Source organism: Hymenobacter sp. CRA2 (assembly GCF_002007105.1).
In the GTDB taxonomy this organism is placed as follows: domain Bacteria; phylum Bacteroidota; class Bacteroidia; order Cytophagales; family Hymenobacteraceae; genus Solirubrum.
On record NZ_MVBC01000012.1, the window covers coordinates 126321 to 147277 of the forward strand.

At 64.4% G+C, this 20957-nt stretch carries 16 protein-coding genes; 6 read left to right on the forward strand and 10 right to left on the reverse strand.

The window, feature by feature from the left end; all coding sequences use genetic code 11:
* Positions 1-74 precede the first annotated feature (74 nt).
* The 6 genes from B0919_RS18235 to B0919_RS25380 all read right to left on the reverse strand — a co-directional run bounded on the left by B0919_RS18235 (position 75) and on the right by B0919_RS25380 (position 6617).
* Positions 75-1457 carry an ammonium transporter gene (locus tag B0919_RS18235; RefSeq protein WP_078013718.1) on the reverse strand — a complete coding sequence of 461 codons (1383 nt, stop codon included), beginning with the start codon at positions 1455-1457 and terminating at the stop codon, positions 75-77.
* A 286-nt stretch (positions 1458-1743) separates the two neighbouring features.
* Positions 1744-2937, reverse strand: coding sequence for a threonine synthase (locus B0919_RS18240; protein WP_078013719.1), 1194 nt, complete (start codon positions 2935-2937; stop codon positions 1744-1746).
* 110 nt (positions 2938-3047) lie between these two features.
* Positions 3048-3956 carry a LysR substrate-binding domain-containing protein gene (locus B0919_RS18245; RefSeq protein ID WP_078013720.1) on the reverse strand — a complete coding sequence of 303 codons (909 nt, stop codon included), beginning with the start codon at positions 3954-3956 and terminating at the stop codon, positions 3048-3050.
* Between the two features lie 20 nt (positions 3957-3976).
* Complete coding sequence (locus B0919_RS18250) at positions 3977-4846, reverse strand: M28 family peptidase (RefSeq protein WP_078013721.1); 870 nt, start codon at positions 4844-4846, stop codon at positions 3977-3979.
* A 193-nt stretch (positions 4847-5039) separates the two neighbouring features.
* Complete coding sequence (locus tag B0919_RS18255) at positions 5040-5810, reverse strand: hypothetical protein (protein ID WP_139362235.1); 771 nt, start codon at positions 5808-5810, stop codon at positions 5040-5042.
* A gap of 99 nt (positions 5811-5909) precedes the next feature.
* On the reverse strand, positions 5910-6617 hold the full coding sequence (locus tag B0919_RS25380) for a 2'-5' RNA ligase family protein (protein ID WP_176133116.1): 708 nt from the start codon (positions 6615-6617) through the stop codon (positions 5910-5912).
* Between the two features lie 299 nt (positions 6618-6916).
* On the opposite strand from B0919_RS25380, the gene B0919_RS18265 reads away from it, so the two are divergent.
* Positions 6917-7588: a YceI family protein gene (locus tag B0919_RS18265; protein WP_176133117.1), complete on the forward strand. Its 672-nt coding sequence runs from the start codon at positions 6917-6919 to the stop codon at positions 7586-7588.
* A gap of 102 nt (positions 7589-7690) precedes the next feature.
* Here the strand turns inward: B0919_RS18265 and B0919_RS18270 are convergent, their stop codons facing one another.
* The gene (locus B0919_RS18270; protein WP_078013725.1) at positions 7691-8029 is read right to left on the reverse strand and encodes a DUF6678 family protein; all 339 of its coding nucleotides are present in this window, start codon (positions 8027-8029) and stop codon (positions 7691-7693) included.
* Positions 8026-8583: a hypothetical protein gene (locus B0919_RS18275; RefSeq protein WP_078013726.1), complete on the reverse strand. Its 558-nt coding sequence runs from the start codon at positions 8581-8583 to the stop codon at positions 8026-8028. Before B0919_RS18275 ends, B0919_RS18270 begins: the two co-directional genes overlap by 4 nt.
* Positions 8584-8741: 158 nt before the next feature.
* On the opposite strand from B0919_RS18275, the gene B0919_RS18280 reads away from it, so the two are divergent.
* Together B0919_RS18280 and B0919_RS18285 are read left to right on the forward strand one after the other, a co-directional pair.
* Positions 8742-14306, forward strand: coding sequence for an alpha-2-macroglobulin family protein (locus B0919_RS18280; RefSeq protein ID WP_139362236.1), 5565 nt, complete (start codon positions 8742-8744; stop codon positions 14304-14306).
* A 427-nt stretch (positions 14307-14733) separates the two neighbouring features.
* Positions 14734-15498, forward strand: a complete 765-nt coding sequence (locus B0919_RS18285; RefSeq protein ID WP_078013728.1) for a protease inhibitor I42 family protein — start codon at positions 14734-14736, stop codon at positions 15496-15498.
* A 42-nt stretch (positions 15499-15540) separates the two neighbouring features.
* Here B0919_RS18285 and B0919_RS18290 read toward each other — a convergent pair whose 3' ends face one another.
* The gene (locus tag B0919_RS18290) at positions 15541-16137 is read right to left on the reverse strand and encodes a Uma2 family endonuclease (protein ID WP_078013729.1); all 597 of its coding nucleotides are present in this window, start codon (positions 16135-16137) and stop codon (positions 15541-15543) included.
* A 90-nt stretch (positions 16138-16227) separates the two neighbouring features.
* Here B0919_RS18290 and pbpC point away from each other — a divergent pair, with 90 nt between their 5' ends.
* Positions 16228-18579 (forward strand): penicillin-binding protein 1C, encoded by a 2352-nt coding sequence (gene pbpC, locus B0919_RS18295; RefSeq protein WP_078013730.1) that lies wholly within the window; start codon positions 16228-16230, stop codon positions 18577-18579.
* 34 nt (positions 18580-18613) lie between these two features.
* Here pbpC and B0919_RS18300 read toward each other — a convergent pair whose 3' ends face one another.
* Entirely contained in the window at positions 18614-19057 is a 444-nt protein-coding gene (locus B0919_RS18300; protein ID WP_078013731.1) for a hypothetical protein, read from the reverse strand.
* 124 nt (positions 19058-19181) lie between these two features.
* On the opposite strand from B0919_RS18300, the gene B0919_RS18305 reads away from it, so the two are divergent.
* Together B0919_RS18305 and B0919_RS18310 are read left to right on the forward strand one after the other, a co-directional pair.
* Positions 19182-20102, forward strand: a complete 921-nt coding sequence (locus tag B0919_RS18305; protein ID WP_078013732.1) for an alpha/beta hydrolase — start codon at positions 19182-19184, stop codon at positions 20100-20102.
* Between the two features lie 231 nt (positions 20103-20333).
* Positions 20334-20915 carry a YMGG-like glycine zipper-containing protein gene (locus B0919_RS18310; RefSeq protein ID WP_078013733.1) on the forward strand — a complete coding sequence of 194 codons (582 nt, stop codon included), beginning with the start codon at positions 20334-20336 and terminating at the stop codon, positions 20913-20915.
* Positions 20916-20957: the final 42 nt, after the last annotated feature.

The following is a 20957-nucleotide window of genomic DNA, read 5'->3' on the forward strand; positions in this document are numbered from 1 at the left end:
TACCTCCCCCCTGGTCCGCGCCGTGGGTGATCAGTCAGCCCCGGACGGCGACTGACGGCGCGAAGTCAGCTTGGTTAATGCACCTCCGCGGGCAGTAGCTCCTTGCGGTAAGTGCGCTCAAACTCTTCGTCCACGTGGTAGGTGGATTCTTCGTGCTGGCTCAGGTCGAGACCGAGCTCTTCCTCGGCCGGCTTCACGCGCAGGGCGAAGAAGCGGCCGGTGAGCTTCAGCAGCACCCAGGCTCCGCCGAAGGAATACGCCACCACAATCAGCAGGGCCAGCACGTGGTAGCCAAACACCGTGGCCGTACCATGAATCAGCCCTACCTTATCGGCAAATATACCGGTGAGCAGCATGCCCACAATACCGCCCAGCCCGTGGCAGGGAAATACGTCGAGCGTGTCGTCGATGCCGGTGCGCGAGTTTTGCCAGTGCACGGCCACCTGGCTGATGAGCGCCGACACCACCCCAAACAGGATGCTCTGCCCGTAGCTGACGTAGCCGGCCGCCGGCGTAATGGCCACCAGCCCGACCACCGCGCCCACGCAGGCGCCCACCGCCGTGGGCTTGCCGCCCCGGGCTATTTCCATCAGCAGCCAAGCAAACAAGGCGGCGGCCGAGGCCAGGTTGGTATTGACGAAAGCCGTGGCCGCCAGCTCGTTGGCCGCCAGCGCCGAACCTGCATTGAAGCCAAACCAGCCGAACCACAGCAGGCCCGTGCCCAGCATCACGTAGGGCACGTTGGGCGTCGAAAACACCGTATTGCGCTGGTGGCGGGTGCGCGGACCCAGAACCAGGGCGCCGGCCAGGGCCGCAATACCGGCCGAAATATGCACCACCGTGCCGCCCGCAAAATCAAGCACGCCCCACTGCCGCAGGAAGCCCTCGGGGTGCCACGTCCAGTGGGCCAGCGGGCAATAAATAAACAGGCTGAACAGCACCATAAACGCCAGGTAGCCCTTGAAGCGCACCCGCTCGGCAAAGGAGCCGGTAATCAGCGCGGGGGTGATGATGGCAAACTTGAGCTGAAAGGCGAAGTAGAGGATAAACGGAATGGACGGCGAGAGCAGCGGGTGCGGGGCCGTGCCCACGCCGCGCAGCATCAGAAACGTGAGTGGGTTGCCAATCAGGCCGTGCCAAGAGTCGCCGTAGGCCAGGGAGAAGCCTACGAAGTAAAACACCAGCGTAATCACGCCCAGCGCCACGAAGCTCTGCAGCATGGTGCTGATGACGTTTTTGGGGCGCACCATGCCGCCGTAGAAAAACGAAAGGCCCGGCGTCATGATAAGCACCATGGCCGTGGCGGTGAGCATCCAGGCAATGTCGGCGCCATTAAGGGTGCCGGGCGCTGCTGCCGGGTGCTCGGCCGGCGTTACGGCCGCCACAAGTGCCGCCAGCAGCAAGCCCCCCAGCGCAACGCGGGCTACAGACAGACGAGGTGTTACGTTTGAAACCATAGGTACCTTCATTTCTATAGGGTAAATGTAAATAACAACCCATAAAATAAGCAATACCCCCTCCTTATTTAGGGGTATAAACCAATAAATAACCTATGATGAACAATATCACCCCTAAACATATAAGTCGTTTCCCCTTACTGCTTCTATTTTGCTACAGCAGCGCACTAAATACACACTGACGAACACTCACAGTAAATAAGCCCATAAACGTCCTGCGCCCGGTAGCTCCAATCAGACGTGGAGCTACCGGGCGCAGGGCCAAGTGCGGTATGTCTATCAGCGCCTAGTGCTTGCCGACGACGTTATCCAGGTACTTTTGGCCGGAGCCCGTGTTAAGGATCAGCAATTGTTCATCGGCCCGCAGCCAGCCGCTAGCCAGCAGCTTGCGGGCAGCCATCCACACGGCGGCCCCTTCAGGCGCCACAAACAGGCCCTCGTGCTGCGCCAACTCGCGCATGCCCGCCAGCATTTCGTCGTCGTCGATGCTCAGGGCGGTGCCGCCCGACTCGGCCAGCACTTCCAGCATCAAGGCTTCGCCCAGGGGACGCGGTACGGCCAGGCCGTTGGCAATGGTCGGGCGCCCCTGGTACTGCTGGCAATTGGCTTGCCGGCCGGCCAGCGTCTCCACCAGCGGGCAGCAATTGCTGGCCTGCACGGCCACCATGCGCGGTAGCTTCACGTCAGCCACCAGCCAGCCCATGGTTTGCATTTCGCGGAAGGCCTTCCAGATACCAATCAGGCCGGTGCCGCCGCCGGCGGGGTACAGAATCACGTCGGGCAGCTGCCACTGCAACTGCTCGGCTATTTCGTAGCCCATGGTTTTTTTGCCCTCGATGCGGTACGGCTCCTTCAGCGTCGATACGTCGAGCAACTGGCCTGCGGCGTTCAGTTCGCGCACCAGGGCTGCGCAGTCGTTGATGAGCCCGTCGACCAGCTGCACATCGGCCCCGTACCAGTAGCATTCTTCTTTAAAAGCAGCCGGCGTGTGCCGCGGCATGACTACAGTAGCCGGCAGGCCGGCCTTGGCGCAGTAAGCGGCCATGGCCACGCCCGCGTTGCCGGCCGTAGGGATAATGCAGCCCTGCGCCCCTAGCTCCTTGGCCTTTGACACGGCCATGCTCAGGCCGCGGGCTTTGAAGGAGCCGGTTGGGTTCTGGCCTTCGTCTTTGAGCAACAAGGAACGCAGTCCGTAACGGGCGGCCAGGTTGCCGAGCGTCAGCAGCGGCGTCATGCCTTCGCCCAGGCTCACTTGGTTGGCCTCGTCGAGCAGGGGCAGCACTTCGCGGTAGCGCCACATGGTGGCCGGGCGCATAGCCAGCACGCTACGGGGCGGCGCGTCGCTGAGCGTGTAGCGAGCCAGCAGGGGCACGCCGCAGCACGCGGATACAGTTTGGGCCACGAAAGCGTCGTGCGGGGCGTGGCAGCGGCTACATACCAGCGTGCGCAGCTGGCTGGGGGTTTCTACGTCGATGATCATGTGCGGCGGCTTTCAGGGAGATAATGCGGAACCGAGGGCAGGTTCCGACCTGAAAACGTCGGCAAGTAGGTCGACGGTTATGCCTGGCGCAAATGGTATTTTGGCATATACTATTCCGCTTTGGAATAGTAGCGCAACGCAAACTGCATGAACTCCCGGAATGGCGCCAGGTTTTCGGTGCCGCGGCGCTGCACAAACTCGAAGTGCCGCTTGAGCTGCAGGTCCTGCACCGTGACTTCGGCCAGCTCACCCGCCGATAGGGCCCGTGCCACGGCCTGCCGCGGCAAAAAAGCCAGCACGCCGTCGTCGGCGCGTACGAAGTTTTTCAGCGCTTCGGTGCCGCCGAGGCGCACGGGCACGCGCAAATCGGCCAAACGGATGCGCTGGGCCAGCAGGGCCTGCTCCAGCACGGCCAGCGTGCCCGAGCCGGCTTCGCGCAGGGCCAGGGGCACGTCGTACAGCTCCGATACGGCCAGGGTGCGGTGGCGCAGCGGGTTGCGGGCCGAGCACACAGCCACCACGTCGTCGGTGAGCAGCGGGGTGTAGGTGACCTGGCTGACGCGGTGAATGCCCTCCACCACGCCTAGGTCAATTTCGTGCTCCAGCAGGGCCTTCAGTATATTCTCGCTGTTGCGGTTTTTGAGCGTCAGCTGGGTGTGCGGGTGCTCGGCCAGGTACGCCGACAGCACCGGCGGCAGCACGTACAGCGACACGGTGGTGCTGGCCCCGATGGTCATCTGGATTTGCGGAGCAAAGCGGGGGCTCAGGGCCGCCATTTCCTCGCGCAGCTCGGCCTGCAGCTGCTGGGCCTGCAGCAGCTTGCGGTAGAGCAGTTGACCGGCCGGCGTCAGCGCTACAGAATTGCCCAGGCGCTCAAACAAGCCCACCTTGTAGTACTCTTCCAGCGCCTTCACCTGCTTGCTCACGGCCGATTGGCTGATAAACAGGCTTTGGCTGGCCTTGGTGAAGCTCAAGCGGCGCGCCACTTCCAGAAATACCTCGTGCTGCGAAGACAACATATCCCCGCGAAGTAACGCGCTTATTCGGTAGCCAGCGCCACCACGGCGGCCACCGCCCCGTTGACGACCTCCGCCATCCGCCGAAAATCGAGCGTGTCAATGGTATCCGACTCCAGGTGGTAATTGGGGTTGCGCAGGAACGAGGTGTCATTGATCATGAGGGCCGGAAAGCCGAAGCGCCAGTAGTTGCGGTGGTCGGAGAGGCGCGCCAGGGCCAGCGAGTCGGGCAGGTTGATGCGCTGCACATCGATGGCCGCGCTGTCTTGCATGAGCTGTTGCACGCGGCGGGTGAAGTCTTCTTCGCCGGCGCGCCCGACCACCACGATAAAATTGCCAACGTTGGGAAACAGCGAGGCCAAGGCTTCGTTCGGGAAGCGCTGCGAGCCGGGCTCGTCGCGGAAGTAGCCGATCATCTCGTAGCACAGCATGGCCCGCACGGGCACTTTGGCTTCGTGCAGGGCCTGGGCGTGCACGAAGCTGCCCATATCGTCGGTGGCGAAGAAGGGCGGCTCCTCGTTGGGGTACGCGACCAGCTCCACGGGGCGCCGCAGCTGCGGGGCCTGGGCGTGCAGCAGGCGGGCCGTTTCGAGCAGGCCGGCCACGGCGGAGGCGTTGTCGTCGGCGCCGGGCGTGTCGCCGCACACGTCGTAGTGGGCGCCCACCACCACCCGTTCGCCCTCGGCGGGCCCGAAGCAGGCAATGATGTTGCGGTAGCGGCGCCCATCGACGGTAAAGGCCTGCTCCGTGACGCGGCAACCGAGCTTGCTGAACTCGGCCTTGATGTAGTCGGCGGCCTGGTTAAGGGACGTCAGGTTGCGGTAGTTGCGGGCAGGCTGCAGCTCAGTGAGAAACTGGACGTCGGCGTAGAGGCGGTCTTGGTCGGCGCGCATGCGGTGGGAAGTGGGGGAACGACTTGCCGTATACGCCCGCCGGCTTCGGCTGCACGTCAACAATACGCCTGCCGCCACAACCACTACCAGCAGACCTAGTACCAGTAAGTAGCGGCGAGCGAGCATACAGCAACGAATGTGTGTTCTTCCCTGTCCGCCAACGCAGACCCGAAACCGTGCTTATCAGCCGCTTTTACTGCACGGCCAGCGTACGCAGGGAGTTGGCGTAATCGACCAGCCGCGCCAGGTGGAAGCTGTCGGTGAAGCTCAGGCCGTTGTCGCGGGCGTACTGCTCGATGGCATCGGCTTCGGCCGGAAAGTACGCCAGCAGGTCACGCTTGGGCCGCCGCAACGCCACGACCGTGCCCTGGGGCGTGCCCAGGTAAAAGCTTTCGCGCACGTCAGTGTAGTAATACCGCGCGCTGCTGCGCCGGTACGGCAGGTTGCCCAGGGCCGACGGCAGGTACGGATCGGAGGCGGCCGTGGAGCGCTGCACCAGCTGCTGGCGGCGCAGCAGAACGAACGGGCCACCGTTCAGGCGCTCAAAAAAAGCGGGCGTGGTCATGGCCGAATTATCCCGGTCGTGGTCCCAAGGGTACACCAGAAACGGGCGCGCGCGCTGCACGTCGTGCCAGCGCCGCCGCACCTGCACCGGGCTGATGCCGGGGCCCAAAGGGTCACGGGTCGTAGCGAGCAGGCCTTCGTGCCGAATCAGCTCCCCACGCACGGCAAAGGTGCGCACGGCCAGCGCCGGCACCGTGCGCACGGTTCTATCGGGCATGGTGATGAGCAGCAGGTCCATGTCCTGGCGCAGCGCGAGGGGGCCGTGCAGGGTGTCGCCGTTGGTCAGCACCACGGTGCTACCCATAAAGGTTTGCACCATGCCACCCTTCTGGGCTGATGCCGTAAGGGTCCCGAGCGTGAGGGCAAAGGCGCCGAGAACAGGAAGTAGAAATGGTCGCATACGAATAGGGGAAAGATAACAATTCAAACGCAGGCAGCCACGCTTTAGTTAGCGCCGGCTCAAGCCTTTATGCAGCTCGTCAGTCAGACTTCGAAAGTACTACCGGTTGCGTAAAATTTGCGGGCCGGGCAAGGAAAATTCAGCCAGCGGCTGCACCGATGCGCGCCGGTGGCACCAGTCGTTGTATACCAGCTCCAGGGTATAGACGGGCACGGCCCCGAACGGCTGCGCCCGCCACCGCTCCAGCGCCTGCCGAAACGCCCCCGGCTCGCGCAGCGGCCGCCGAAAACGCATAACGGTGGTGTGGGCCGTCTGGAGCACGTAGCGCTGATCCACCGTTTGGGGCAGGCCCGAGGCCATGAGCGCCGCTCGAAGCGTCGCGCGCAACTCGCTCAGGGCAGTACCCTGCGGGAAGCCTTGCAGTAGCACGGCCTCGGCCGACAGCGTAAGGCCGCGAAAATCAATACTAAAGGCGGGCACCCGGGCCAGCGCCGTTGCAATGACGCGGCTGTAAGCGGCTGCATCGACGTGCTCCAGACGAAACCCCGCCACCGCCGACAGGGGCGTCAGTACGGTCACGTGCAAATCGGTGAGCGGGTAGTAGTACTGTTCGGGCTCCAGAGCCCGCAGCTCGGCTAGCAGTTCTTGCACGGCTGCCTGCAGTGCAGCGTCGGGCCGGGCAATGAGCGTGAGGCCGCGCCGTGCGTCCTGCGGGTCGTCGAGTGGCGCATCGAGGCGCAGGGCATTGGCTTGCAGCTGCGGGAGGGCCCGGGCCCACATGGCGGCGTAATGAGTAGCTAAGTCCATTCGGTAGGTACCCGCTCCACTGGGGTCAGGCAACTAGGTACTTGGAAAGGCCCCCAAGCAGCAAATAGGTTAGAATCAGGTTGCGGTGCATTGGATCGGGTATGCAGGTGTACTCATCTGAAGCACGTGTGAACAACGCAGATAAGCTTCAGCGGCTTCAAAGGCCGGATTACATGAGCCTGGCACTATTCACAGTTTTTTTCCTGCATTACCACGAACTATGTATGTACATCAAAAATATATTTATATTTCACCTCGCCATTAGTCATTTCCACCATTTCGGCAGCCTCTTCTACTACATGAAACATTCGTTACTCCTTTTTACTGGCCTGCTGCTGGGCACCGCTGGCGCGGCTTCGGCCCAAAACACGGCTCAAGCCACGACGCTACCTCCGGCGGCGCACATCAAACCTGCCTTCAACAACGTCAAGGCCACGGCCACTTTTCAGGTGGAACCCCAGGTGAGCAGCGTAGGCTGGATCGGGCGCAAGGTCACGGGCCGCCACAACGGCACGGTGGAGCTGAAAGAGGGCCAGCTGCAGGTACACAACAACCAGTTGGTGGGCGGCTCCTTTGTGGTCGACATGGGCACCATCCTCGATGAAGACGTGGAGGACGCCGAAACCAACGCCAAACTCGTCACCCACCTCAAGTCAGACGACTTCTTCGGGGTGGCGCAGCACCCCACGGCCACGTTCGTCATCAAAAGCCTGAAATACACGAAGGTGGACGACTCCGGCAACAACACCCTGATTGCAGGCGTGCTCACCATCAAGGGCAAGTCGATGGGGCTGCTGTTCCCGGCCAAAGTGGGCATCAAGAACGGCCTGGCCGCCGCCTCGGGCAGCGTCAACGTGGACCGCACCAAGTTCGACATCCGCTACGGCTCCAACTCGTTTTTTGACCGGCTCGGCGACAAGGCCATCGACAACGATTTTACGCTGAATTTCAACATCATTGCCAAGCAGTAAGGGTTAAGCCTTGCTGCCTCGCGCCGGCGGCCGAACGGATGCTAATCCATTCGGCCGCCGGCGCGGGTGTTATAGGCCGGCCTGATTCCAATGGACTACTCTTTACCGTGGCGACAGAAGGATGCGCAGGTAGCCATCGTTGGTCACGCTGAAGGAGAGACTGGCACTCTTCAGTTGTCGGGTGAGGTCGGCCGTATGATCGGCCACCTGCGGGGGAATCAAACGTCCTTGAAAGGTCGTGACAACCGGGTTGACTTCTACCCATTCCACCTCCCGCACCGGCCACGGGCCATTGATTTCGATGTAGCCGGGCACAGGCACACCCAGCCACTGCCCCCAGCTTACCGGCTCGGTTTCGTTCTTGGTTTTCAGGCGCAGTGCGTAGCCTTGGCCATTGAGTAGAGCCGCCAGGCGCTGTTCGATGGGTTTGGGGCTGCTCATTCTTCGTCGGATGGGGCCAACGGGAACCACTGCCAGTCCCAGTGCGCCAATAGCCGCCTTACCTGCTCGTCGTTTTCGGCGTGGAAGTGATGGGCGTGCGGAACGGGGAAGCCAAACGCCTGCTCACGGTAACTGAGGGCTTCCAGGGCCGTTTTATAGGCTTCCAGCGGGCCGTAGGCGTAAATCACGTTGTGCCGATCATAGATAAGCAGGCCGCTCTTGTCTGTAGCACCGGCCCAGAGGTGGTGCCGCCCGTCGGTAGTCAGCAACGGGGCAAATTCCTGCAGGAAGTCGGTCAGCTCGGCCGTGGTTTCCAGCGGCGGGGACTGGTAGCGCCCCTGCTCCTCGCCTTCCCGACTGACCACTAGCACATACAGGCAGAAATATGGCGCGGGCAGGCACTCGCTCAGTTGGCGCAGCAGGCCGATGGCGGCGCTGGAAGCCCCGATTTTGAGCCGCTCGAATTGCTCAAACCGCTCGTGCTCAAACACCCGGCCGTAGTCATGGGCTACCTCGTTGCTGGCGGCGTCGAAAGCGGTGAATTTGGGGAGCATAGCGCGGCGGAATAAGGCTTAAGAACGGGGTTAGGAAGCAGGGCAAAAGTAGGCGAATCTACCCTGCAACTCCGCGACAAGCGGGCATACTACCGCTTATCCATTCGCGTTTTTATATACCTTTCCGGCCGCCGCCACCCTCCTCCCCTATCCATTTTATGCCTACCCCCCGATTGCTCCGCCTGCCGCTGCTGGTGCTGCTGGCCTTGCTATGCGCGTGCTCCAAACCCAATAATGACAACGCGGCAACCAACGCCGCCGACGGCGAGGAAATCGACCCGTACGAAAATCTGGTCTTCAACTTCGACGAACCGGTGGCCACCGACGCCCAGCTCAACCGCTGGGACACCACCCAGGTCGTGCGCTTCGAGCCGGCGGTGCGGGGCAAGTTTAAGTGGACCTCGGAGCGGGAGCTGGTGTTTTCGCCGGCCGAGCCGTTTCGGCCGAGCACGGCCTTCAAGGCCGAGCTGCGGCCCGAAAGCCTGCCCAGCGGCAAGCAGAAGGCCAAAATCAACCGCACCGAGTTTCACACGCCCTACCTGCGCATGAGCGAGCCGCAGGTGTTCTGGACGGCTTCGCAGCAGGGCAGCGAGCCGCAGGCCCGGCTCAACGCGGTGTTTAACTACGCCGTGCGCCCCGCCGACCTCCGCCCGCGCCTGCGCCTGACGGCGGGCGGGCAGTCGGTGCCGTTCGAGGTTATATCCGCCGAACCCGACCGCGTGGTGGGCATCCGGCCCACGCAGCCGCTGGCGCCGGGCGCCCTGGTGGAGCTGCACGTAGAGCCCGGCCTCAAGCCCGTAGGCGGCGGCAAGGGCACGGCGGGCACGCTGGAATCCTCAGCCCCCGTACCGGACCCGCGCCAACTGCAGGTGCGCGAGCTGACCGGCTCCCTGCTCAACGGCGAGCCGGTGGTGACGGTGCTGACCGACCAGCCCATTTCGGCCGAGCAGGCGCAGACGGTGGTGCGGGTGTCGCCCACGGTGCCGTTTGCGGTGGAGGCGCTGGAAAGCGGCTTCGTGCTGCGCGGTGGCTTTGAGGTGGGCAAAAGCTACACGGTGAGCCTCGCGCCGGGCGCTTACGGCAGCCTGGGCGGGCAGATTACCGAGGCGTTCAGCCAGACGGTGTCTTTCGGCGACGAGCGGCCCAGCATCAGCTTCGCCAACGGCGACAAGGCTATGTACCTCGGCGCCCAGGGCCTGCGCAACCTCGGCCTGCGCATCAACGAGGTGGACAAGGTGAAGGTGAGCATCTACAAGGTGTACGCCAACAACATCCGCGAGCTGCTGCGCAACGGCCAGCAGTACGGCTACGGCGGCGAGGACGGGGAAGGCGGCGACGAAGGCAGCAGCTACGAGGACGGCGAGTATGTCGACCACAGCTACAACTACTACAACACCGAGGACTTCGGCAACCTGCTCACCGAGCGCACTTACACGACTTCGGGCCTGCCCAAAGCCGGGGCGCTGCGCCTGTTGCACCTCTCGCTGGATGAGCTGGAGTTTGGCAATCAGCTGAAAGGGCTGTACGTGGTGAAGGTGCAGGACACCGAGCGGCAGTGGCTGCAGGTCTCGAAGCTGGTGGCCGTGTCGGACCTGGGCGTGGTGGTGAAGCGCGACCAGAACGGCGGGGCCATGGTGTTCGTGAATTCCCTGCGCACGGCCAAGCCGGTGGGCGGGGCCGCGGTGCGCTTCGTCAGCCAGAACAACCAGGTGATGTTCAACGGCTCGACCAACTCCGGCGGCGTGGCCATGCTCGGGCAGGCCGACAGCGTGGCCAGCTCGCGCTTTCAGCTGGCTATGGTGATGGTGCAGAACGGCGCCGACTTCACCTTCCTGGAGCTGGAGCGGGCCCGCGTGGAAACCTCGCGCTACGACGTGGGCGGCCTGCAAGCCAACCCGGCCCACTTCCAGGCCTTCCTCTACGGCGACCGGGACCTGTACCGCCCCGGCGACACCATCCGCACCAACACCGTGGTGCGCACCGACGACTGGCGCGCGCCCGGTGCGGTGCCCATGAAAATCCGCCTTCTGCTGCCCTCGGGCAAGGAATACGCCAGCTACCGCCGCACCCTGAGCAAGAACGACGGCTCGTTCGAGGCGCAGTTTATCCTGCCGCCGGCGGTGATGACCGGCCTGTACACGATGGAAGTGCTGACCGGCAACGACGTACTGCTGACCTCGCGGCAGGTGAGCGTGGAGGAGTTTATCCCCGACCGCCTGAAAGTAACCGTGACGGCCACGCCCAAAGCCGTGCAGCCCGGCCAGACGGTGCGCGCCGCAGTGCTGGCCCAGAACCTATTCGGCCCGCCCGCTACCGACCGCAAGGTGGAAGTGGAATTCTCGCTTAAGCAGAAGCCCTTCGCCCCCAAGGACTACCAGGACTACGATTTTACCATCCAGAGCGGCACCGAGCGCCGCGGCTCCTACGGCGAAGAAGGCTCCGACAACTCCCTGAACGAGCGGTTCGAAAAGGCCGTGCGCGAGGCCCGCACCGACGAGCAGGGCCGCGCCGTGGCCGAGTACGAAGTGCCCGCCTACACCGACCTCGGCACGCTGGAAGGCACCGCCTTCGCCACCGTGTTCGACGAAACCGGCCGCCCGGTCAACCGCCTCGCTAGCTTCGAAGTGCAGACCCAGCAGGTGATGTTCGGTATCAAGCAGCTGCCCGAGCTGGTGAGCACCCGGCAGGCCCTGCCTTTGCGCATCGTGGCGTTGAATCCGAAAGGCGCCGCCGCCCAGGCCAACGGGCAGGTGCGCATTGTGCGCATCTTGTGGGAAACGGTGCTGGAGCGCCAGGGCGGGCGCTACACCTACAACTCCCAGCGCAAGGAGCAGACGGTGCTCAACACGCCCATCGTGGCCGGACCGGTGGCGGCCGTGGACTTCACGCCGGTGTACTCCGGCGAGTACGAGGTACGCGTGTCGCGGCCCGGTGCGGCCACCTACGTGGCCCAGCGCTTCTACGCCTACGGCTACGGCGATACCCAGAGCAACGCCTTCGAGGTGAGCAACGAGGGGCAGGTGCAGATCGAGGCCGACAAGGAGAAGTACCAGCCCGGCGACAAGGCCACGCTGCTGCTCAAGACGCCCTTCCCCGGTCGCGTGCTGGTGACGGTGGAGCGCAACCGCGTGCTGGAGCACTTCTACGTGGATACCGACGAGAAATCGGCTAAGGTGACGGTGCCCATCCGCGCCGGCCACGTGCCCAACGTGTACGTGACGGCCACGGCCATCCGCCCGCTGTCGGCCGATTCCAAGATTCCGCTGACCGTGGCCCGGGGCTTCGTGCCGCTGACGGTGGAGAAGCCCGACGCCCGCCTGCCCGTGGCCATCAAGGCCGTGGCGCAGAGCCGCTCCCAGACCTGGCAGACGGTGGAAGTGCAGACCAAGCCCGGCGCGGCCGTGACCCTGGCTATGGTCGACGAGGGCATTCTGCAGATGAAAAACTACCGCACGCCCGACCCCTTCGGCTACTTCTACCAGAAGCGCGCCCTGGAAGTCTCGGCCCACGACGTGTACCCCTTCCTGCTGCCCGAGCTGGGCACCTCCTCCTCGGGCGGCGACGGGTACGGCCTGAACCGCCGCACCACGCCCGTGCCCTCGCGCCGGGTGCAGCTGGTGGCCCGCTGGAGCGGCGTGAAGCGTGCCGACGCCAACGGCCGCGTGCTGGTAAAGATGCGCGTGCCGCAGTTTAGCGGGGCCCTGCGCCTGATGGCCGTGGCCTACAAGGGCGACGCCTTCGGCTCGGCCGAGCACACCATGCGCGTGGCCGACCCGGTGGTCATCAGCACCGCCCTGCCCCGCTTCATGAGCCCCGGCGACACGATTGACGTGCCGGTGACGCTGACGAATACGACGGGGAAGGAAATGATTGTGGCAGTAAGACAGAAAACGACTGGCGCTATTGAGCCATCTGAATGGACATCTGCCGGCGGCGTTGATGGGGTGCCCTTGCAACGAATGCGTGCCAACGACAACTATAGTAAAGTCGCCAAACTTCGTCCCAATGCCGAACAACGAGTTGTTTTTCGCATCAATGCAAAACCAGAAGTTGGTAGCGGCAGTGTAACAGTCACCGTAACTGTTCCCGCGAAAGTTGGACGCGAAACCTTCACCGAAACCATCGAACTACCCGTCCGCCCGGCCTCGCCCTTGCAGATGCGCACCGGTTCGGGCGTGGTGGCGGGCGGCAAGGCGCAGGCGCTGGACTTGCGCACCGACTTTATAGCCGCGGCCCAGCGCAGCCAGCTGGTTCTCAGCCGCTCGCCGATGACGGAGTTCAGCAAAGACCTGCGCTACCTGTTGCAGTACCCCTACGGCTGCCTGGAGCAAACCGTGTCGGCCGCCTTCCCGCAGCTTTACTACCCCGACCTGGCGGCTACGCTGGGGCAGACCAAAAAGGCCCAGCGCTACAACCCTAACTACCACGTCCAGGAGGCCATCCGCAAGATTGAGAGCATGCAGCTCTACAACGGCGCCCTCAGCTACTGGCCCGGCGGCGACTACGACAACTGGTGGGCCACCGCCTACGCCGCCCACTTCCTGCTCGAAGCCAAGCACGCCGGCTTTGCCGTGAACCAGAGCATCCTCGACAAAACGCTGCGCTACCTGCAGTACCGCATCCGCAAGCGCGAAACCGAGGACTACCAGTACTTCGACGCCGCCAACATTGCCCGGCAGAAGACCATTGCCAAAAAGGAAATTGCCTACTCGCTCTACGTGCTGGCCCTGGCCGGCCTGCCCGATCCGGTGGCGCTGAACTACTACCGGGCGAACCAGCGCCTGCTGGCCCAGGATTCGCGGTTCGTACTGGCCAGCACCAGCGCCTTGTCGGGCCAGACCAAGGGCTTCCGCGACCTGCTGCCGCGCACCTTCAACGAGCCCGCCGCCCACCGCGCCTTCGACGGCTCGTTCTACTCGCCGGTGCGCGACCTGGGCCTGGCCCTGAACACCCTCATCGAAGCCGACCCGCAGAACCCGCTGGTGGCCCAGATGGCCCGGCAACTCTCGCGGCAGGTGAAGCAGGCCGGCTGGCTGAACACGCAGGAACGCAGCTTCGCGCTGCTGGCCCTGGGCAAAGTGGCCCGCCAGAACAAAAACGCCACCGTCACGGCCACCCTGGCCGATGCCACCGGCGCCGTGCTCGGTCAGTACAAAGGCCCGCAGGACTTGGCAGTAAACAACGTAGCCAACCGCCGCCTGAGCCTGCGCACCGCCGGCACCGGCAACCTGTACTACTTCTGGACGCTGGAAGGCATTTCGCCCACTGGCCGCGTGCCCGAGGAAGACCAGTTCCTGCAGGTGCGCCGGCAGTTCCTGGACCGCACCGGCAAGCCCCTTGGATCAACCACAGGCCGCGCCGAGTTCCGCCAGAACGACCTCGTGGTGGTCAAAATCACTTTGCAGGCCAGCCAGTACGCCGGCGAGGTGCCCAACGTGGCCGTGACGGACCTGCTGCCCGCCGGCCTGGAAATCGAGAATCCGCGCATCGGGGCGGTGCGCGAAATCACCTGGGCCACCGACGCGGCCACGCCCGACTACCTGGACGTGCGCGACGACCGGATCAACCTGTTCACCACCGCGTCGCCGCAGCCGAAGTCGTTCTACTACCTGGCCCGGGCCGTGTCCAAGGGCACGTTCAAGCTCGGCCCGGTCAGCGCCGACGCCATGTACAACGCCGAATACCACTCCTACGCCGGCGCGGGCACGGTGCGGGTGCGGTAACTGGGAGCAACGTGGGTTTGCAGTGCCACGGTCAGTGACCGTGGCACCGCTTTTTTGTATGCTTTTGGTCGTCATGCTGAGCCTGCCGAACCGAAGGTCGGCGTAGCCAAGCATCTCTACCGCTTCGTTGGTTGATGACCGTTGAACGTCATTCCGAGCGCAGCGAGGAATCTTGCCAGATAGTAACCTTCTCGTCAGGTTGGCCACCTGCTGTCAGCACGCGAGATGCTGCGCTGCGCTCTGCATGACGTTCCGCTGTGCACTTTCATTAAAGGTCCACCATGCTCTTGCCGCTTAACCAGTTGCGTCACTAGCCTCAAGCCCGGCCATAGCCTTTCAGTAGCGCGGCCGTACAACCGAACCGCCAGTCTTGCGTGGGAAATTCCTGCGCCGGGCTGGCGGTTCGGTCGTTCAGCCTCTGCCACCTATGCTACCAACTCCTTCATTGCGCCAGCGCCCACTACTGGCGTTGCTCCTACTCGTATTCGTCGTATTTGCGGCCCCGGCGCGGGCCGATATCATCAACCTCACCGCCGCCGACAACGGCAAGCAGATACAGGCCACCCAAGGCGACGTTATCGTGGTGCGCCTGCCTACGGCCAATGCCCGCTACGGCTGGCGCCTGACGCAGAACTACCCCGGCCTGCTGACGGTGACGCGCAACCTGGTGCTACCCGGCCTGAGCAGCGGCGTACCGGGCGCGCCAGCTACCCACGAAATCCAGCTCCAGACCCTCGGCACCGGCGGCGTGGACCTCACGTTCATCTCGGCCGTGCCGGGCGCGGGCTACTCGCCGCTCGGCGACTTTTTCCACGTCTACCTCACCATCGACAAGCCCGGCGTGGCCAAGCGCGTCAATATCACCGAGTACGGCAACCACAGCCGCGTCACCGTGAACCAGGGCGACGATTTGCAGATCAAGCTGGGTACCACGGCGGGCTCCAGCATGCGCTGGGAGGTGATGCCCATCAACGACGGCGTGGTGGAGCTGATCAATCCCGAGGAAAAACCCTCGAAAAAACGCCCCAAAAAAGCCAAGCCCGGTACGCCGGAGGACGTCGCGTTCAACTTCCGGGCCCTGAAGCCGGGCCACTCCACCGTGCGCTTCCTCTACCGCGACTCGGCTCAGCCCGATGCCGCGCCTGCCCGCGACTTTGAGCTGCAGATTGACGTGCCGGTGCCGCCGCGGTAGGACTGGCCGTTTTGGCCAGCCCCGACGTCTTTACATCGGGGGCTACACATTTTCGAACACGTCGTCCCAGGCCAGGATCAGCCCCGGCAACATGTGCACCGGTACTTCGCAGGGTTCGGCGTACTCGCCCTGTAGCTGGTACTGCCCCTCAATCAGCAGGTAGACGACGATGTTCTTCAGGCCGGGCGTGACCATCCAGTACTCGCGCACGCCGGTTTCCTCGTAGAGGTCGAACTTGGTTTTGGTGTCGTGGGCGGTATTGCCGGGCGAAAGGATTTCGATAATCCAGTCGGGCGCGCCCAGGCAGCCACGCACATCGAGTTTTTGCGGGTCGCAGATGATACAGATATCGGGCTGCACCACCGTTTCCACCGCTGCGTCGCCGTTGGGCGTGGCCCGGCTCAAGCGCACGTCAAATGGTGCTGCGTATGCCCGGCAGGTTTTGCCACGTAGGGCTGGCTTCACCAAGCCGATGATATTGGTGGTGACTTCCTGATGAGCGCGTAACGGAGCTGGGCTCATCAGGCGTACTTTGCCCCGAATAAGCTCCACTAGCTCGTCGAAGCGCCACGTCAGGTAGTCGGCGTAGGTATAGTGCTTGTTAGGATCGAGTTGGGAAACGCTGGTGACCGTCATCATGGTTCTGGCGCGGAAGATTCCGCGAAATATACGCTGAAAGCAGCCCGCCGATGGCGCGCAGTGCGCAGCGTGGCGCTGTATCTTGCGGGCATGAACAAGCGCCGCGGGCTGCGTTTTCTGGGCGGGTTGGCCATTTTAGCCTTGCTGCTGGCAGGGCTGGACTGGCTGTTTCCGCTGCCGCCCGTTCCGCCCGCCTCGCCCGTGGTGCTGGCCGCCGACGGCTCGGTGCTGCACGCTTACCTTTCGCCCGACCAGAAGTGGCGCCTGCCGGCCCAGCTGCGCGACATCACGCCCACGCTGCGCAAGGCCTTGGTGGCGAAAGAAGACCGGTGGTTTTACTGGCATCCGGGCATCAACCCGGTGGCCTTGCTGCAGGCGGCCGCCCGCAACGCGCTGGGCCGGGGGCGCCGCACCGGGGCCAGCACCATCACCATGCAGGTAGCGCGGCTGCTGGAGCCCAAGGAGCGCACCGTGGGCGGCAAGCTGCAGGAAATGCTGCGCGCCCTGCAGCTGGAGGCCCATTATTCCAAGGACGAAATCCTGCAGCTGTACCTTAACCTGGTGCCCTACGGCTCCAACGTGGAAGGTGTAAAATCGGCTGCGCTGCTCTACTACGGCCAGCCCCCGCACTACCTCTCCCTGGCCCAGACGGTGACGCTGACCATCGTGCCGAACAACCCCACCGGGCTCACGCCGGGCCGGCACAACGCGGCGCTGCTGGCCGCGCGCAACAAGTGGCTGCGCCGCCTGGGCGCGCAGGGCGTATTTCCCGCCCGCGACATCGAAAACGCCCTGCTGGAGCCGCTGCTGGCCCGCCGCCAAAGCGCGCCGCAACTGGCCCCGCACCTTTCGCGCCGCCTGGTGCAGGACTTTTACCGCCAACGGGCGGCGCTTTCCCCGCTGGCGGGCGGCAATGGCGGCGTAACCTCCACGCTGGTGCGGGCCAAACAAGCCAAGGCCGAGGACCTGACGCGCCACTACGTGCGCCGGCTGGCCCCGCTGGGCATCACGCAGGCGGCCGTGCTGGTGGTCAACAACCGCACCCGCGCCGTGGAAGCCTACGTGGGCTCGGCCGACTTCCGCGACGTGCTCAATCAGGGCCAGGTCGACGGCATCCGGGCCGTCCGCTCGCCGGGCAGTACCCTGAAGCCTCTGCTCTACGCCGTAGCCCTGGACCGCGGCTTGGTCACGCCCAAGCGCGTGCTGCCCGACGTGCCCACCAACTTCGGCGGTTTCCGGCCCGAAAACTTCGACAAGCGCTGCAACGGCGAAGTAACCTTGGAACGGGCCCTGGCTTTTTCGCTCAACATCCCGGCCGTGCACGTGCTGCAGCAGGTGGGCGTGGGCGAGTTTGCCCAGCAGCTGCGGCGCGCCGGCTTCCGCACGGTGGCGCGGCAGGCGCCGCAACTGGGGCTGAGCACCATTCTGGGCGGCTGCGGGGCTTCGCTGGAAGAGCTGGTGGGCGTGTACGCGGCCCTGGCCAACGGCGGGCGGTGCCAGCCGCTGCGGTTTTCGGCGCCGAGTGGCGCTGCAGCGCCGGCCCCGGAGACGCGGCTGGTATCGGAAGCTTCAGCCTTTCTGGTCACCGATATTCTGTCGCAGCTGGTGCGGCCCGACTTGCCGGTGGGCTACGAAAATGCCCTGCGCCTGCCGCGCATTGCCTGGAAAACCGGCACCAGCTACGGCCGCCGCGACGCGTGGAGCATCGGCTACAACCGCCACTACACCATCGGGGTGTGGGTGGGCAACTTCGGGGGGCAGGGCGCTCCGGCCCTCACCGGCACCGACGTGGCCACGCCCCTGCTCTTTGACCTGTTCAATACCCTGAGCTACAACGACGGCGGCGAGTGGTATGCCCCGCCCAAGGAGCTGGACTTCCGCCTGGTGTGCCCCGTGAGCGGGCAGGTGCCGGGCGAGCATTGCCCCGATCAGGTCATGGATTACTTCCTGCCCGGCGTGTCCGACGTGCGCCGCTGCGAGCATCAGCAGGAGGTGTTTGTGTCGGCTGACGGGGCGGTGAGCTACTGCCGCGTGTGCCTGCCGGCCGCGGGCTACCGGCGCGTGCTTTATCCCAACTTCACGCCTGAGGTGCTGGCCTTCAAAGCGGCGCAGGGCCTGCCGCACGCCGTACGGCCACCGCATAACCCCGCCTGCGCCGTCGTGCGCTCCGACGACGCGGACACCCAGGCCCCGCGCATCCTCTCGCCCACGCCCAACGCCGAGTACGCGCTGGAGCGCGGCAACTCCCAGCAGCTGCAGCTGCGCTGCGCGGCCGCCAACGACGTGCGCCGGGTGTACTGGTACGCCAACGACCGGTTTGTGCAGGCCGCCGCGCCCACCGAGGCCGTGTTCATCCGGCCCGCGGCCGGGCCGCTGAAGATTTCCTGCGCCGATGACCACGGCCGCAACACCGACGTGCAGGTGCTGGTGCAGCGGCTCTAATGGCGTGGGCGGCTAATTACCTACTGCACGGGCTTTAAGGCTCGACCAGCAAACCGGCCGCCTGCTCCTGCTGTCGGGCCCGGATCAGCCACTCGGTAGCCTCACCTTCCTGGCTGGCGTAGTGAATCTGGTAGGGCAACTCTGCGTCGGCGGCTTCCTGCATGCGGCGGAAGCTCTCGGCATCGAGCAGGTGCAGAGGCGAAATGAGGTAGCTGAAGTACAGCCGGCCGTTCAGCTGCCGGGCCATTTCCGGGGCAAACTCATCGAACACCCAGCGCGTGGTGACGGGGCTGGAGCTAGGCCGGCGGCGGGCATCGAGCAGCCAGTAGCGGCAGCGCGGCTCGTTTACGTGCTCCAGGTGCCGGTACAGCCGGCGGATTTCGTCGTCGGTAGTTACGCTCAGCCAGCGCACGACCAGGATGTGCAAATCGGGGCGGTACGACAGCTCAACGAGCGGCGACGGGGAGGGCAGGCGCATGCGGGCAATGAGGAGTAGAAACTGCGGCCTCATACGCAGAATGCCTCCGCAAAAGTTGAACATTGGCACCAAAAGCGCGTTTTTCATCCCGGCCCGGCTCCCAGGGCCGTTAACTCATCTTGTCATGCGCACCCTGTTGCTGGCCCTGCTTGTGTCTACTGCTTCCCCGCTGCTGCTCCGCGCCCAAAGCGTAGAGCCCCTGTACTCCGGTACCATCCCCGACTCCAAACCCAGCGACGTGAAGGAAACCAGCGTGACGCTGGCCAACGGCGGCGTGCGCATTTCCAACGTGGTGCAGCCCAACCTGACCGTATTTCGGGCGCCGGCCGACAAGGCCAACGGCACGGCCGTCATCGTGTGCCCGGGCGGTGGCTACGCCCGCCTCTCCATCGACCACGAGGGCTACGACGTGGCCAAGCGCCTGAACGAAATGGGCATCACGGCCTTCGTGCTGAAGTACCGCCTGCCCAACGACCAGAGCCAGCCCGACAAAACCATTGCCCCGCTGCTCGACGCGCAGCAGGCCATCCGGCTGGTGCGCCAGCGCGCGGCCAACTACGGCATCAACCCCGCCCGCGTGGGCATCCTGGGCTTCTCGGCCGGTGGCCACCTGGCCAGCACGGCCGGCACGCACTTCGCCCGGCCCGCGGGCGACGCCAGGGACAATACTTCCGTGCGGCCCGACTTTCAGGTGCTGCTTTACCCCGTCATCAGCTTTTCGGATAGCCTGATGCACGCCGGCTCGCGCACCAACCTCCTTGGCGCCACGCCCACGCCCGAGCAAATCCGGCTTTACAGCAACGAGCTGCAGGTAACGGCCCAGACGCCGCCCACCTTTCTGGTGCACGCCGCCGACGACAAGACGGTGAAAGTGCAGAACAGCCTGCGCTTCTACGAGGCCTGTCTGCACCACGGCGTGCCGGTGGAAATGCACCTATACCCCAAGGGCGGCCACGGCTTCGGGCTGAACAACAAGACTACCAAAGACGACTGGATGGGCCGCCTGCAGAACTGGCTCGACGCCAATGGCTGGCTGACGAAATAAATTTTCAGCAGCACGTAAAAACCGCCTTAACACGCGTGTTAAGGCGGTTTTTACGTGCTGCTGAGCTGGTGCGCCACGCGTTGTTTTGGCCCGTGTAACCTTCTTTTGGCTACACCAGTTTAGGGGCTTGTAGCCAGTTTTGGCACAGTGCTTGCAAAACCTGAGTCAGAAGTTGGAAACAAAAGTTAACTGCCGGTTCCCTAACCAGAACCCCTAAACCGAGACCCAGCCATGAAAAAGCTCCCGTATATCTTCAGCCTGCTGCTCGCCTTTGTGATGCTCGCCCAGTCGGCCACGGTACAGGCTCAGAATAAAGTAAGCCCGCAAGCCAAAGGCGCCATCATCGGTGGCCTGGGCGGTGCCGCCGCCGGTGCCATCATCAACAAGAAAAACCGCGTGGTGGGCGGTGCCGTGGGTGCCGCTGCCGGTGCCGGTACTGGTTACATGATTGGCCGCAACATCCAGAACAAGCGCAAGGCCCAAGCCGCTGAGGCCGCCCGCGTAGCCGCCGCTAACCGCGCCGAACGCGCTGAGCGCAGCGCCGCTGCCGCCCGCGCCGAGCGCAATGCCCTGGCCAAGCGCGCCGAAGCTGCCGAGCGCAAAGCAGCCCTGGCTCAAACGAACCAACAGCCGCAGATCCTGCAGCAGCAAGCGCTGCAGCCCGCGGGCCTGGCCGCTACCGGCTTCGCCTCGGGTGCCCCGGCCATGATGTACAACACCAACAACATGGCGGGCGCTTACCTGCCGAACAACTCCTACGGCGACCGTTCGACCCCGTACGCTTCCTCGGAAGTGCGCCGCAAGAGCTGGTAAGCGGCCGCTGAGCTGACCGTCCCCGAAAACCCAGGCCTTCGG

Excerpts from the sequence above, each read along its gene's own strand:
- B0919_RS18235 (WP_078013718.1), bottom strand. The coding sequence starts at position 1,457 with ATGGTTTCAAACGTAACACCTCGTCTGTCTGTAGCCCGCGTTGCGCTG.
- B0919_RS18240 (WP_078013719.1), bottom strand. The coding sequence starts at position 2,937 with ATGATCATCGACGTAGAAACCCCCAGCCAGCTGCGCACGCTGGTATGT.
- B0919_RS18245 (WP_078013720.1), bottom strand. The coding sequence starts at position 3,956 with ATGTTGTCTTCGCAGCACGAGGTATTTCTGGAAGTGGCGCGCCGCTTG.
- B0919_RS18250 (WP_078013721.1), bottom strand. The coding sequence starts at position 4,846 with ATGCGCGCCGACCAAGACCGCCTCTACGCCGACGTCCAGTTTCTCACT.
- B0919_RS18255 (WP_139362235.1), bottom strand. The coding sequence starts at position 5,810 with ATGCGACCATTTCTACTTCCTGTTCTCGGCGCCTTTGCCCTCACGCTC.
- B0919_RS25380 (WP_176133116.1), bottom strand. The coding sequence starts at position 6,617 with ATGGACTTAGCTACTCATTACGCCGCCATGTGGGCCCGGGCCCTCCCG.
- B0919_RS18265 (WP_176133117.1), top strand. The coding sequence starts at position 6,917 with ATGAAACATTCGTTACTCCTTTTTACTGGCCTGCTGCTGGGCACCGCT.
- B0919_RS18270 (WP_078013725.1), bottom strand. The coding sequence starts at position 8,029 with ATGAGCAGCCCCAAACCCATCGAACAGCGCCTGGCGGCTCTACTCAAT.
- B0919_RS18275 (WP_078013726.1), bottom strand. The coding sequence starts at position 8,583 with ATGCTCCCCAAATTCACCGCTTTCGACGCCGCCAGCAACGAGGTAGCC.
- B0919_RS18280 (WP_139362236.1), top strand. The coding sequence starts at position 8,742 with ATGCCTACCCCCCGATTGCTCCGCCTGCCGCTGCTGGTGCTGCTGGCC.
- B0919_RS18285 (WP_078013728.1), top strand. The coding sequence starts at position 14,734 with ATGCTACCAACTCCTTCATTGCGCCAGCGCCCACTACTGGCGTTGCTC.
- B0919_RS18290 (WP_078013729.1), bottom strand. The coding sequence starts at position 16,137 with ATGATGACGGTCACCAGCGTTTCCCAACTCGATCCTAACAAGCACTAT.
- pbpC (WP_078013730.1), top strand. The coding sequence starts at position 16,228 with ATGAACAAGCGCCGCGGGCTGCGTTTTCTGGGCGGGTTGGCCATTTTA.
- B0919_RS18300 (WP_078013731.1), bottom strand. The coding sequence starts at position 19,057 with ATGCGCCTGCCCTCCCCGTCGCCGCTCGTTGAGCTGTCGTACCGCCCC.
- B0919_RS18305 (WP_078013732.1), top strand. The coding sequence starts at position 19,182 with ATGCGCACCCTGTTGCTGGCCCTGCTTGTGTCTACTGCTTCCCCGCTG.
- B0919_RS18310 (WP_078013733.1), top strand. The coding sequence starts at position 20,334 with ATGAAAAAGCTCCCGTATATCTTCAGCCTGCTGCTCGCCTTTGTGATG.